The sequence below is a fragment of the Streptococcus cristatus genome, from assembly GCF_001588905.1.
Classification (GTDB): domain Bacteria; phylum Bacillota; class Bacilli; order Lactobacillales; family Streptococcaceae; genus Streptococcus; species Streptococcus cristatus_N.
Window position 1 is genome coordinate 108,348 of sequence record NZ_LAWH01000019.1, and the last position, 14,051, is coordinate 122,398.

Annotated in this window: 13 protein-coding genes and 1 riboswitch; of the genes, 11 read left to right on the top strand and 2 right to left on the bottom strand. The window is 42.1% G+C overall.

Features of this window, described 5'->3' with window-relative positions; translation table 11 throughout:
- Positions 1 to 22 precede the first annotated feature (22 nt).
- Both A0765_RS04265 and A0765_RS04270 read right to left on the bottom strand, forming a co-directional pair.
- Positions 23 to 631: an NADPH-dependent FMN reductase gene (locus A0765_RS04265; protein ID WP_005589803.1), complete on the bottom strand. Its 609-nt coding sequence runs from the start codon at positions 629 to 631 to the stop codon at positions 23 to 25.
- Positions 632 to 650: 19 nt separating this feature from the next.
- On the bottom strand, positions 651 to 1,580 hold the full coding sequence (locus A0765_RS04270) for an FAD:protein FMN transferase (RefSeq protein ID WP_306452466.1): 930 nt from the start codon (positions 1,578 to 1,580) through the stop codon (positions 651 to 653).
- A gap of 229 nt (positions 1,581 to 1,809) precedes the next feature.
- Between A0765_RS04270 and nox the strand changes: the two genes are divergently transcribed.
- The 11 genes from nox (at position 1,810) to A0765_RS04325 (ending at position 13,917) form a co-directional block, all read left to right on the top strand.
- Positions 1,810 to 3,189 (top strand): H2O-forming NADH oxidase, encoded by a 1,380-nt coding sequence (gene nox, locus A0765_RS04275; protein WP_048764240.1) that lies wholly within the window; start codon positions 1,810 to 1,812, stop codon positions 3,187 to 3,189.
- A 205-nt stretch (positions 3,190 to 3,394) separates the two neighbouring features.
- Positions 3,395 to 4,213 (top strand): PrsW family glutamic-type intramembrane protease, encoded by an 819-nt coding sequence (locus tag A0765_RS04280; RefSeq protein WP_062004835.1) that lies wholly within the window; start codon positions 3,395 to 3,397, stop codon positions 4,211 to 4,213.
- A 182-nt stretch (positions 4,214 to 4,395) separates the two neighbouring features.
- Entirely contained in the window at positions 4,396 to 5,949 is a 1,554-nt protein-coding gene (locus A0765_RS04285) for a ClC family H(+)/Cl(-) exchange transporter (protein WP_062004837.1), read from the top strand.
- A 126-nt stretch (positions 5,950 to 6,075) separates the two neighbouring features.
- Positions 6,076 to 6,948: an iron uptake system protein EfeO gene (gene efeO, locus A0765_RS04290; RefSeq protein WP_062004839.1), complete on the top strand. Its 873-nt coding sequence runs from the start codon at positions 6,076 to 6,078 to the stop codon at positions 6,946 to 6,948.
- Between the two features lie 4 nt (positions 6,949 to 6,952).
- Positions 6,953 to 8,161 (top strand): iron uptake transporter deferrochelatase/peroxidase subunit, encoded by a 1,209-nt coding sequence (efeB, locus tag A0765_RS04295; RefSeq protein WP_062004841.1) that lies wholly within the window; start codon positions 6,953 to 6,955, stop codon positions 8,159 to 8,161.
- The gene (locus A0765_RS04300) at positions 8,139 to 9,839 is read left to right on the top strand and encodes an FTR1 family iron permease (protein ID WP_062004843.1); all 1,701 of its coding nucleotides are present in this window, start codon (positions 8,139 to 8,141) and stop codon (positions 9,837 to 9,839) included. The genes efeB and A0765_RS04300 overlap by 23 nt, the downstream gene beginning before the upstream one ends.
- The gene (gene tatC / locus A0765_RS04305; protein WP_062004846.1) at positions 9,829 to 10,536 is read left to right on the top strand and encodes a twin-arginine translocase subunit TatC; all 708 of its coding nucleotides are present in this window, start codon (positions 9,829 to 9,831) and stop codon (positions 10,534 to 10,536) included. Before A0765_RS04300 ends, tatC begins: the two co-directional genes overlap by 11 nt.
- A complete protein-coding gene (locus A0765_RS04310) occupies positions 10,536 to 10,721 on the top strand; it encodes a twin-arginine translocase TatA/TatE family subunit (RefSeq protein ID WP_045496898.1) in 186 nt (61 codons plus the stop codon). Before tatC ends, A0765_RS04310 begins: the two co-directional genes overlap by 1 nt.
- Positions 10,722 to 10,891: 170 nt before the next feature.
- A complete protein-coding gene (gene guaC / locus A0765_RS04315; RefSeq protein ID WP_061423003.1) occupies positions 10,892 to 11,875 on the top strand; it encodes a GMP reductase in 984 nt (327 codons plus the stop codon).
- A riboswitch (purine riboswitch) is annotated at positions 11,870 to 11,967 on the top strand. (Overlaps the previous gene by 6 nt.)
- A gap of 101 nt (positions 11,968 to 12,068) precedes the next feature.
- Positions 12,069 to 12,650, top strand: a complete 582-nt coding sequence (locus A0765_RS04320; protein ID WP_062004848.1) for a xanthine phosphoribosyltransferase — start codon at positions 12,069 to 12,071, stop codon at positions 12,648 to 12,650.
- 1 nt (position 12,651) lies between these two features.
- On the top strand, positions 12,652 to 13,917 hold the full coding sequence (locus A0765_RS04325) for a nucleobase:cation symporter-2 family protein (RefSeq protein WP_005592204.1): 1,266 nt from the start codon (positions 12,652 to 12,654) through the stop codon (positions 13,915 to 13,917).
- Positions 13,918 to 14,051 lie beyond the last annotated feature (134 nt).

Consider the following 14,051-nt stretch of genomic DNA (forward strand, 5'->3'; position numbering starts at 1 on the left):
GTGATTCTTTCCCTTCTAGTTCTTACAATTTTTCCCAGTCAAAGTTTTCAGCTTCTTGATGAAGAAGTGCTTGGGCACTTGATAATTTTTCTGTAATTTTAACAAACAGACGGAAGTCATCAAAAAGAGCGTCTAATTTTTGAATGGTTTCGAGGTCAATCAAGTCTCCATTTTTATCAAAGGCTTGAAGTGAGTGAGAAAGTAGGAATTCAGAACCTGGCATAACAGAAGCCTTGAGTTCTGGTGAATCCAAAATTTGACGGAGTTGTAGTTGGGCACGAGATGACCCTAGAGTTCCATAAGAGGCTCCTGTAATCATCACTGGTTTACCAAGTAATGGATAGATACCGTAAGACAACCAAGCTAAGGCACTCATAAGAACAGCGGGAATAGAGTGGTCGTATTCAGGCGTTCCGATGATAACACCATCAGCAGCTTCGATTTTCGCAGCGATTTCTTTAACGATCTCTGGGACTTGCATATCAGACGGTTTGTTGAAAATAGGAATATCTTTGATTTCAATCAACTCGATTTCTGCTTTATCAGCGAAATGCTTTTGCATGTACTGAAGGAGTTGGCGGTTGGTTGATTTTTTTGAGTTTGTACCAACTAGACCGATAAATTTTAACATAGTAGGTTCCTTTCTGGATTTAGGATAAGATTTCTGGGCTGAGACCAGATGAATAAAAAGTTTGATGATTTTCTGTAATAACGAAGGCTTCAATTCCATTTTCTTGTTCGACTTTCTCTAAGATGGAAGTAGGGCTCTCCCCGAATAAACGGGTCGTCCATATTTCACCATCGACGGACTTTGATGAAACAATCGTGAGACTAGCTAGTTGATTGTCAATTGGGTAGCCTGTGGTACGGTCAAAAATATGATGATAAACCCTGCCATCTACCTGCAGTTTTCTTTCATATATTCCTGAAGTCACGACAGACTGATTCTGAACTGACAGAAGAGCTAGGTTGTTTCCACGTGGCAAGATTGGATTTTGAATGCCAATCCGCCAGCAACGATTATTTTTTTCATTTAGACCGATGGTTAAGATATTTCCACCAAGATTGATGAGGGCAGAAGCAACGCCTTGACTCCGTAAGAAAGCAGCGATTTTATCTGCAATATAACCTTTTGCAAGGGCGCCTAAGTCGATTTTCATGTCTTCCATTGTCAGAAAAACACTGGAGGCAATTGCATCTAACTCGATACACTCAGGGTCAGTGAGTGACAGCGCTTGCTTGATTTCTTTTGGACTGGGAACTTTTGCATCTGCAAAGCCAATTCGCCAAGTTTGAATCAGGGGTCCCAAGGTAATATTGAGATGACTGTCTGGAGCGAGACTATGTTTTTTTCCCAACTCAATCAACTCAAACAAATCAGGATGGACACAAACGGGATGTTTACCGGCAGCGTGATTGATTTGCATGAGCTCAGAGCTGTCATCATTTGCACTAAAGCGCTTTTCATACAATCTCAGGAGAGAAAATACCTGGTCTAAAAGACTGTCGGCCTTTTCATGGAGAATCGAAATAGTGATAGTCGATCCCATTAAATGGATGGATCTAGAAATAAGATCCACTTTTATCACAACCTTCCCTATTAAATTTCTTAATCTTCTCTATTAGTATAACAGAAAGATACCGTTTTCACAATTGTAAATATATAATATTTTCAGAAAGATTGAAATTTTTTGTTTAAAATAAAAGTTATTTGCCAAATTTAAAAAAATTCTGAGCATATATCTTGTAAACGCTAACAGATACATGGTATACTAGTTTGGTAAATTAAATTTAAAGGTGGATTATTCTATGAGTAAAATTATTGTAGTTGGTGCTAACCACGCTGGTACAGCTTGTATTAATACGATGTTGGATAACTTTGGTCATGAGAACGAAATCGTAGTATTTGACCAAAACTCAAATATTTCATTCCTTGGTTGTGGAATGGCGCTTTGGATCGGGAAACAAATTGATGGCCCAGAAGGTCTCTTCTACTCTGATAAAGAAAAATTGGAAGCAAAAGGTGCTAAAATTTACATGAACTCACCAGTTCTTTCAATTGACTACGATAACAAAGTTGTGACTGCTGAAGTTGAAGGTAAAGAGCACAAAGAGTCTTATGACAAATTAATCTTTGCAACTGGTTCAACTCCAATCTTGCCTCCAATCGAAGGTGTAGAAATCGTTAAGGGGAACCGCGAATTTAAAGCGACTCTTGAAAATGTACAATTTGTTAAGTTGTACCAAAATGCAGAAGAAGTCATCGAAAAACTTGCTGACAAGAGCAAACACCTTGAGCGCATTGCCGTTGTTGGTGGTGGTTACATTGGTGTAGAACTTGCCGAAGCTTTCGAGCGTCTTGGAAAAGAAGTGGTGCTTGTGGACATCGTAGACACTGTTTTGAACGGCTACTATGACAAAGACTTTACCCAAATGATGGCGAAAAACTTGGAAGACCACAACATCCGCTTGGCACTTGGTCAAACAGTTAAAGCAATCCAAGGTGATGGTAAAGTGGAACGCTTGGTAACAGACAAAGAAACATTTGATGTGGATATGGTAGTTCTTGCTGTTGGTTTCCGTCCAAACACAGCTCTTGCTGATGGTAAGATTGAACTCTTCCGTAACGGTGCCTTCCTTGTAGATAAGAAACAAGAAACATCTATCCCAGGTGTCTACGCTGTTGGTGACTGTGCGACTGTTTATGACAATGCTCGTAAAGACACTAGCTATATCGCTCTTGCATCTAACGCTGTACGTACTGGTATCGTTGGTGCTTACAATGCTTGTGGACATGAATTGGAAGGAATCGGTGTGCAAGGATCAAACGGTATTTCAATCTATGGTCTTCACATGGTTTCAACTGGTTTGACTCTTGAAAAAGCAAAAGCAGCAGGTTACAATGCAACTGAAACAGGCTTTAACGATCTTCAAAAACCAGAATTTATGAAGCATGATAACCACGAAGTTGCGATTAAGATTGTTTTTGACAAAGACAGTCGCGAAATCCTTGGTGCGCAGATGGTGTCTCGTGACTCTGCAATTAGCATGGGAATCCACATGTTCTCACTTGCTATCCAAGAGCATGTGACAATTGACAAGTTGGCCTTGACAGACCTCTTCTTCTTGCCACACTTTAACAAACCATACAACTACATCACAATGGCTGCACTTACAGCTGAAAAATAATCTATCAAAAGTCCCGATAAGGGACTTTTTTTGTCGCTTGTTTTATCAAGTTGAATTGTCAATACGATACAGAATGATGCATATATATTATGTGTTTATCAACTAGTACAATAATTAATAATCATTCTAATGAGTCTTAAAATTAGTTCCATTTTAGATTTTTTTGTTATACTAAGATGAAAATAAAATTTTAGAAAGTTGTTATATGAAGAAAAATATTGTTCTTTTCATTTTTCTCCTTCTGAGCGCGATTGGCTTGGAATACGAGACGCAAGCTTATACTACTGGCAGTATGTCAGGTACTGGTTATGGAATTGTCGGACTGTCAGCCCTTTTGGCTCTGCTCTATATCATTCCAGCTCTACTTTTGATTCGCGGCTTGGGTAAAAAATGGCAGACGCCTGCATTTAGCCTTGGGCTTGCTCTGCTAGGTGGGCTATTCATTTCTGGATGGACGTCTGGCTTAGCCAATACTTATATCCACGAGTGGGTCAGCACGAGCTTTCCAAATACTGTGATCAGTTATCTGGAGAATGCCCTTGCAGCTCCGCTGGTTGAAGAGCCGCTTAAGCTTTTGGCAGTTGCTTTCGCTGTCTATCTAGTGCCAGTCAAAAAACTTAAAGGCTTTTTACTATTGGGAATTACAGCTGGCATAGGTTTTCAGATTAGTGAGGACTTTTCTTACATCCTTTCCGACCTTCCTGAAGGATTTTCCTTTACTATCTCTGGTATTTTAGGCCGTATCACAGGAGGGGTAGCTTCTCACTGGCTTTACACTGCTTTGACCACTATCGGATTAGCTCTGATGTTCCGATTTGCTAAGACTCAAAAGAGCTATTTTAAAGCTGGTCTATTTTACTTCTTATCAGCTTTTGTTCTCCACTTCTTCTGGAACTCTCCATTGACTTCTATTGAAACGGATATCCCAGTCATCGTTCCAGTCATGACTGCTGTGGCTGTCTTCATTTTCTACCAAGCTTATCGAACAGCTCACAAGATTGATCAGGAAGAGTTGTCAATCTAAATGCGAAACGACCTCAAGGTCGTTTTTTTGATGTCCAAACTGCATTTTTGGCATTCTTTTAACTCTGAGGGAGTTGATGTTAAAAGTTTTACATTCAAAAGTAAAATGTTCATGGATATCGCCTTGTTTCTTGACCACATGTTGTGCTAAAATGTTGCTATAAGATCTTTTGGAGAGAGATTATGATCAAACAAAAAGAACAGATTTCAGATACGAGAAAAGAATTTAATTTTATGTCCAGCTCCATCATTTCCCAAGTATCTAGGGGGATTCTGGTGGGCATTTTTGCTGGACTAGTAGTGGGGGCATTTCGTTTTTTGATTGAGAAAAGTTTTCACTTGATTCAGGCGGCTTATGTGAGGGGCAGGAGCGAGTGGTTTTGGCTAGTAGCCTTGCTTTTCTTGTATGCTTTCGTTGTCTTTATAAATGCTAGATTGGTAGCTACAGAAAAGGATATAAAGGGGTCAGGGATTCCACAAGTTGAGGCCGAGTTGAAAGGCTTGATGTCACTTTCCTGGTGGAGCATCCTCTGGAAAAAATTCTTAGTTGGTATTTTGGCGATTTCCAGTGGCTTGATGCTGGGACGTGAGGGACCGAGCATTCAACTAGGAGCGATGAGTGGAAAAGGCATCTCCAAGTGGCTGAACTTGAGTCCGGTAGAGGAACGAACCTTGATTGCCAGTGGTGCAGCTGCGGGCTTGGCTGCAGCTTTTAATGCGCCAATTGCAGGTTTGCTCTTTGTTGTTGAGGAAGTGTACCATCATTTCTCCCGCTTCTTTTGGGTTTCAACCTTGGCTGCAAGTTTAGTGGCAAATTTTATTTCGCTGTCTATATTTGGCCTGACTCCTGTTTTGGATATGCCAGATAATATTCCTTTCATGGGGCTGAATCAGTACTGGATCTATATCTTGATGGGCCTGTTTTTAGGATTGGCTGGCTTTCTCTATGAAAAAGCAGTCCTTAATATTCATTTGGTTTATGAAGCTCTGGGAAAAATATTTAGGCTACCGAAAAACTATTATCCGATTTTTGCCTTTGTTTTAATCGTTCCGATTGGCTATTTTTTGCCTCATTTACTGGGTGGTGGGAACCAGCTGATTTTGTCTCTGACGAGTGCTCATTACACAGTTGGAACCTTGCTTCTCTTTTTCTTACTCCGTTTTGTATGGAGCATGATTAGTTATGGCAGCGGTCTTCCTGGTGGTATTTTTCTGCCTATTCTGGCTTTGGGTTCTTTACTAGGCGCAGCAATTGGAGCCCTTTGTGTAGAAGCCGGGTTCATCACGCAGGAACAATTTCCAATCTTTATCATCTTGGGAATGAGTGGGTATTTTGGTGCTATATCCAAAGCTCCGCTAACAGCTATGATTCTCGTGACAGAGATGGTGGGAGATATTCGTAATCTCATGCCGCTGGGATTGGTCACTCTGATGGCCTATATTGCTATGGATCTGCTAAAGGGAGCTCCTGTCTATGAAGCCATGCTTGAAAAAATGCTGCCAGATCGGATTGAAGATGACGGAGAGACAACCTTGATTGAAATTCCTGTTTCAGAAAAGATCGCAGGTCGGCAGGTGCATGAGTTGGAGCTACCGCATGGCGTTTTAATCACCATGAATATCCATAAGGGCAAGACCCAGACGGTCAACGGAGCCAGTCGTCTCTACCTAGGAGATACGATTTATGTAGTCGTTAAGAAAACGGAAATTGGCAAAATTAAGGATATCTTGCTTTGAAATGCTCATTTTATACTCAGAAAGGAAAGTTTTATTATAATTATCTGACAATTTATTGAAATATGAGAAATAAATTGTTATAATTTATATGAATTTGCCCCTTTTAGGGAAAATAAAGGAGTCAAGATGAAAAAACTTGGAATTGTCTTATTGTCAACAGCTATTTTACTGACTGGCTGTGCTGCTAATCAAAAATCGAATACAAGTGCCAGCAGTTCGGAAGCTAAAACAAGCCTATCGGCCTCTGACCAGAAAGCTTTGGATAAGGCAACAGCAGAGTATAAAGCCTTTGTACAGAAAGAAATTGATCAATTATTGACGGATACGGAGAAATTCAGAGATACGCTCAAAGAAGGTAAGCTTGATGAAGCCAAGAAAATGTATCCGCTAATTCGCATGAGCTACGAGCGTTCAGAGCCGATTGCCGAAAGCTTCGGAGAGTCTGATGTGAAAATTGACTTCCGCTTAGCTGACTATGTGGATGAAAACAAGACCGAAGAAGGCTGGTCAGGCTTCCACCGGATTGAAAAAATTCTGTGGGAAAGCAATACAACGGCTGGTACGGAAAAATATGCAGACCAGTTGGTCAATGACATCAAAGAATTAAAGGCTAAAATCGCGACGGTTGAGGTTACACCAGACATTATGCTGACTGGTGCAGTTGACCTGCTTAACGAAGTGGCGACCAGCAAGATTACAGGTGAGGAAGAAATCTTTTCACATACGGATTTGTATGATTTCCGTGCCAATATCCAAGGGGCAGAAAAGATTTTCGAACTCTTTAAACCTTTGATTGAGAAGAAAGATGAAAAACTGGTAAAAAGTATAGAAACTGAGTTCAAGAATGTTAATAGCTTGCTAGACAAGCACATGACTGATTCTAAGAATTATAAACTTTATACCGAATTGAGCAAGGAAGATACTAAAGAGCTAGGAGAAGCTGTCACAAAACTGGGCGAGCCTCTCTCTCAAATGGGTATCATCCTAGATGGGAAGTAAGAAGATGACCAAGGACGAAAAATGGTTTAATAAAAAAATGGATCGTCGGGAATTTCTTAAAAAAGCAGGGATTGGAGGCGCAGGCTTAGCACTTGGTGTCTCCAGTGCATCTGCTTTTTTCGCTAATCAAGCGAAAGAAGACAAAAAATTAGCTGACGGTGATGAAGAAATCAGTTTTTACGGTGAGCATCAAGCTGGCATCACAACAGCCATGCAAAAGAATATCTATTTTGTCATCCTGGACTTGCATACGACGGATAAAGAGACCATTATCCAGATGTTCAAGGACTGGACCGCTTACAGTGAAAAGTTGGTCAATGGAGAGCTAGTCAAAAAAGATGGTTCTAATGCCCTCTTGCCACCTACGGATACTGGAGAAACGGTCGGACTCAACCCTTACCGACTGACCTTGACCTTTGGCGTCTCCGCCTCTTTCCTGAAAAAAATGGGCTTGGAGGATAAAAAGCCTAAGGAATTTCGCGACCTGCCTCCTTTCCCTAAGGAACAACTAAAAGAGAAATATACTGGCGGTGACATTGTCATTCAAGCTTGTGCAGATGATGAGCAGGTGGCTTTTCATGCCGTTCGCAATCTAGTTCGTAAAGCGCGAAATGCTGTCACTATGAAATGGAGCCAGGCTGGTTTTGCTGCTATTGGCGATCGTATGTCTACCCCCCGCAATCTATTTGGTTTTAAAGACGGTACGGCCAATGTCACCAAGGAGAAAGATTTTGACAAGGTGGTTTGGTGTGACAGCAAGGACTGGATGAAGGGTGGCTCTTATATGGCTGTCCGCCGAATCCAGATGTTTCTTGAGACTTGGGATCGGACCAATCTGCAAGAGCAAGAAAATACCTTTGGTCGTTATAAGGAGAGCGGAGCGCCCTTTGGCAAGAAGAATGAATTTGACGAGGTAGACTTGGATTTGCTTCCAGTTGATGCACATGTGCGACTAGCCAAGGAAGTCGACAAGCCTCTCTATCGTCGTTCCTATTCTTATTCGGATGGTATTGACGAAACAACGGGTCAATTTGATACAGGTCTCCTTTTTATCTCTTTCCAAAAGGATCCCGACAGTTTTATCAAAGTCCAGACAAATCTTGGAGCACAGGATAAGATGAATGAATATATCACCCATGTGGGCAGTGGCTTGTTTGCTTGCTTCGGCGGTGTCAAAGAAGGAGAATATCTTGGTCAGAAATTATTTGAATAAGATCTTGTTTTTATTTTTGGCGCTCGTACTCCTAGCTCAGCCTGTATCGGCTGAGGATTCTTATAGCAGTCTCTTTATCAAGATTACGGATGCCAGCACAGCCGTTCAAAAAGGCGACCAAGCTAATGCCAAAGAATTGCTGAAAGAAATCCAGACTGAATTTGCGGCTTTAAGCAACCATGACTCAGCTGCAGGGAAAGAAGTCAGCAAGGCATTGACTATCTCGGGCGATGTGACAGAGGACAAGCTGACCAAGGTTTCAGCTGCTCTTTTAGCTTTTGAAAAGGAGCAGAATCCTGTTGATCTTGAGGCGGAAAAAAGCAAGCTGGTTAATAAATTAGAATCAAAATTTCAAGCTCTTCAGGCAGCGATTGAGAGTAAGGATCTTGAAAAAATTCGTGAAGCCTATAAAAAAATGAATTCGACTTGGACCGCCAATGAAGGCGTGGTGCGGGATCATAGCACCGCTCATTATGGTAAGGTGGAGACGGCCATTTCCTTTTTACGGAGTGCTATTGAGACAGAGCCGACGGATTTTGAAGCTATTCAAACTTCTTATGATGACCTGAGAGCAGCGATTGATAGCTTTGTCAAGGGAGAAGAGGCGTCTGCTAGCAGTGAAAATCTTACACTGGCAGATGGTATTGGCCTGCTAAAAAAAGCTCTGCTTGCTTTCCAAAAAGGAGACGAAAAGCAGGGCAAGGCTGCGATGAAGAAATTTATCACGATTTGGCCAAGCGTTGAAGGAGATGTCAGCACTAAAAATCCTTCCCTCTATACCAAAGTAGAAAGTCAGTCACCTGTCATCATGGTGAAGGGTAAGGACAAGGAGTATCAAGACCAGCTAGAGTCTTTGATTAGTGAGCTAGAACAGATTGACACTAGCGGGTCTTATACTTTCTTTGATGCCATGCTGATTTTGCTGCGTGAGGGCGTTGAGGCTCTTTTGATTGTGATGGCACTTGTTACGACGCTCAAGGCCTCCAAGATGAAAAAAGGCCTCAAATGGGTCTATACTGGTGCTGGCTTGGGCGTACTAGCCAGTGCGGTCATTGCCATTTTGCTACAGTCTCTTTTTCCAGCCGTTGCCTCTGGCTCCAATCGTGAAATTATTGAGGGAGCAGTGGGGATTTTTGCAGTTGTCATGATGATTTTGGTCGTCATTTGGCTCCACAGTAAGTCCTCTGTTAAGAAATGGAATGACTTCATGGAAAGTCAAATGCAGGCAGTGACAGCTAGTGGTAGTTTTATTTCCATGTTTGCCCTGAGCTTTCTCGCTGTTTTCCGTGAGGGAGCGGAGACCATCTTGTTCTACGCAGGAATTTTACCGCGCATTACTGCTCTAGATTTCTTTTTAGGACTGGGACTTGCTATTTTGGTTTTAGTTTTGCTCGCAATTCTAATGACCAAGGCCAGCAGTCTCATTCGGCCTCATCGGATTTTCTTTGGTCTGATCTGGCTGATTTATGCCTTGGCCTTTAAAATGTTAGGTGTCAGCATTCATGCCCTGCAATTAACAGCTATTTTTCCTAGTCACTTGCTGTCTCATCTTCCAACCATTGATTGGCTGGGAATTTATCCGAGCCTAGAAGTAGTACTAAGTCAAGCCATCTTTCTTGTCGTTGTTCTTTATGTGACATTTAAAAATCGACAAAAGGAGCAACCAGATGCCAAGTAAGGAACAGACGATTGTTGAGCACTTGGCGGAATTTAGATGGCGCTTCCTTGCTGTCTTAATCTGGTTCGGTTTGATTTTTCTGCTCAGTCTACTTTTTGCAGCGGATATTTACAAATGGCTGACCGCTTCCTTTGAGCAGAAGCTGATTGTATTGGGACCAGATGACATCCTTTGGATTTATATTAGCTTGGCTAGTCTTGTGGCTTTCTCATTGACCCTGCCTTTTATGGTCTATCAGCTTTGGGAATTTATCCGACCTGCTCTGAGAAATAGTGAGGCAAAGGCGATTTTTGTTTACATACCAGCTACATTTTTCAGCTTTATCTTGGGCTTGGCCTTTGGTTTTTACTTTGTCAGCCCTGCTATTTTGCAAGTTTTGCTTTCTTTAGGTGATGGATTGTTTGCCATTCAGATGACAGCGCAGAACTATCTGGCCTTTCTGTTTCACACGACCATTCCGATTGCTTGCTTGTTTGAACTGCCTGTCATTGTGGCCTTTCTGACATCAATCGGTTTGCTCAAACCGCAATTTTTGATAAAATATAGACGCTATGCCTATTTCGTTTTATTAGTATTAGCAGTAATCTTGACGCCAGCTGATTTTATCAGTGACTTGTCAATGACAATGCCGCTGATTTTGCTGTATGAAGTCAGTATCCTACTGAGTAAAATGATTGAGAAAAGGAGAACATCGTAATGGGAATTTTAAAAGACATCGGACTACCAGGGCTTATCGTTATCGTCCTAGGTGCCTTACTGATTTTTGGACCAAAACGTCTGCCAGAGCTAGGGCAGTCTATTGGAAAAATGTTTTCAGAGTTTAAAAAGGCAGTCGATGGAGGAGCAGAAGACTCCAACTCAGAAAAAGATAAGAAAGATTAAAACACGGTCGACCGTGTTTTTCTTAATTTCCGAACATTATCAATAATATATTTGAAATATTTTACAAAACCTGTACCTTGTGATATACTTTTTCTGGAAACGTCTGGATAGATGTAGCGATGCTGAAGAGCATAGGTAGGTCATTTTTAAGTATTGATAAGGAGTTTTCCATGCTCAATGATTTTCAGGTTTTTGACTATGAAGATATTCAACTAATTCCAGCGAAATGTATTGTGAAAAGTCGCTCAGAGGCTGACACTAGCGTGAAGTTTGGTAAACATAGGTTTCGGATGCCAGTCGTTCCGTCCAATATGCAGACGATTATTGACGAATCTGTCGCTGAGGAGCTTGCTCGAGGAGGCTATTTCTACATTATGCACCGTTTCGATGAGGAAGGTCGCAAACCATTCGTCAAACGAATGCATGAGCAAGGCCTGATTGCATCGATCTCCGTCGGTGTAAAAGACTATGAGTATGACTTCGTTAGCAGCCTAAAAGATGATGCACCTGAATACATTACCATAGATATCGCACACGGGCACTCAGACAGCGTGATTCAAATGATCCAACACATCAAGAAAGAACTACCAGAGACCTTTGTTATTGCTGGAAATGTCGGAACTCCAGAAGCTGTGCGGGAGCTGGAAAATGCTGGCGCGGATGCAACTAAAGTCGGCATCGGTCCAGGCAAGGTTTGCATAACCAAAGTCAAGACAGGATTTGGTACGGGCGGCTGGCAGTTGTCTGCGCTTCGTTGGTGTTCAAAGGTTGCCCGCAAGCCTATTATTGCGGACGGAGGGATTCGGACGCATGGTGATATTGCCAAATCAATCCGTTTCGGAGCCAGCATGGTCATGATTGGTTCGCTCTTTGCCGGCCACATTGAAAGCCCAGGTGAAACCATCGAGGTAGATGGTGATAAGTTTAAAGAATACTATGGTTCTGCATCCGAGTATCAAAAGGGTGCTTATAAAAATGTCGAAGGTAAGAAGATTTTGCTGCCAGCTAAGGGCCACTTGCAGGACACATTAACTGAAATGGAGCAGGATTTGCAGAGTTCCATTTCCTATGCTGGCGGTCGTGATTTGCATAGCCTGACTCGTGTGGACTATGTCATCGTCAAAAATTCCATCTGGAATGGCGATGCCCATTAATGAAATAGAATAACTTATTTATCTTGCTAATGATTGGGGCAAGGTCTCTACAAGATGCCAAACATCTAACAATAAGTGAGTCTAATGACTTTCTGGTACTTTTAGTGTCAGGCTATTTGTCATTAAAAGGAAGGACTTGCTTATCGTGGCAGGTCCTTTCATCATTGAGCCAAGATATGTTAAGAGGAGATACATGAAAAAATTAGAAGAGAGAATTCTGCAAGACGGCAACGTTTTGGGAGAAAATATTCTCAAAGTTGACTCTTTCCTGACTCATCAGGTTGATTTTTCGCTTATGAAAGAAATCGGGCAGGTTTTTGCTGAGCATTTCAGGGATGCAGGCATTACAAAAGTTGTGACGATTGAGGCTTCAGGGATTGTACCGGCTGTCTATGCGGCGGAAGCCTTGGGTGTTCCAATGATTTTTGCTAAAAAGTCTAAGAACATCACCATGACTGAAGGGATTTTAACGGCGGAAGTGTATTCATTTACCAAGCAGGTTACTTCGACGGTCTCCATCGCTAGTAAGTTTTTGGAGTCAAGTGACAAGGTCCTGGTCGTTGATGATTTCTTGGCAAATGGTCAGGCAGCTAAGGGCTTGATTAAAATCATTGAAGAAGCAGGTGCTGAGGTGGTAGCCGTTGGAATCGTGATTGAGAAATCTTTCCAAGATGGTAGAAGCTTGCTAGAAGCTCAAGGCCAAACAGTTCTTTCTTTGGCTCGAATTGACCGATTTGAAAATGGAAAAGTTGTATTTAGAGAGGCAGATCTATAATATGAACTATAATGAAGAAAAACATTCACAGGCAGCCATTTTAGGTTTGCAGCATTTGTTGGCTATGTATTCCGGATCCATTCTGGTGCCGATTATGATTGCTGGGGCTTTGGGATATTCGGCTGAGCAGCTGACTTATCTGATTTCGACTGATATTTTTATGTGTGGTGTTGCAACTCTTTTGCAGCTTCAATTAAATAAATATTTTGGTATCGGTCTGCCAGTCGTGTTGGGCGTAGCCTTCCAGTCCGTTGCTCCCTTGATTATCATTGGGCAGAGTCACGGTAGTGGCGCCATGTTTGGTGCCTTGATTGCATCAGGGATTTATGTTGTTCTGATCGCTGGGATTTTCTCAAAAATCGCTAACCTGTTTCCATCAGTTGTGACGGGTTCGGTCATTACGACCATTGGGTTGACCTTGATTCCAGTGGCCATTGGTAATATGGGAAATAATGTAGACAAGCCGACCGCCCAAAGTCTGATTCTAGCAGCTGTGACGGTGCTGATTATTCTTTTGATTAACATTTTTACCAAAGGTTTTATCAAATCCATCTCTATTTTGATTGGATTGATTGTCGGTACGGGCATTGCTGGAGCCATGGGCTTGGTGGATTTGACGCCGGTCGCACAGGCTCCACTGGTTCATGTGCCAACCCCTTTCTATTTCGGAGCACCGAAGTTTGAATTTTCTTCTATCGTAATGATGTGTATCATTGCAACGGTTTCCTTAGTAGAGTCAACAGGGGTGTACTTGGCACTTTCTGACATTACCAAAGATAAAATTGACAGCACCCGCCTGCGAAATGGTTATCGAGCAGAAGGACTTGCGGTCCTGTTGGGTGGTGTCTTCAATACTTTCCCTTACACAGGATTTTCACAAAATGTTGGCTTGGTCAAATTATCTGGTATCAAGACGCGGTTGCCGATTTACTATGCGGCTGGTTTCCTGATTCTCCTCGGTCTTTTGCCAAAATTCGGAGCCTTGGCACAGATTATCCCAAGTCCAGTTCTTGGTGGTGCCATGCTGGTTATGTTTGGTTTTGTGTCCGTTCAGGGGATGCAAATCTTAGCGCGTGTTGACTTTGAGCACAGTGAGCATAATTTCCTCATTGCAGCAATTTCTATCTCAGCAGGTGTCGGACTCAATGGTAGCAGTCTTTTCAACAGCCTACCGACCAGCCTTCAGATGTTCTTCTCAAATGGAATTGTCATGGCCAGTCTGATTGCCATTGTCCTAAACGCGATCTTAAATCGCAAAAATAAATAAGAAAGAGAGTGGGACAGAAATCGGTAATTCGTTAGAATTCGATTTCGTCGTCCCACCTCCGCACAGTTGAGTAGGGCTGTAAAAGCTGATGAAATCAGCGTAGTAGAGCCCACTCAACCACTGCGTCTTGCTCG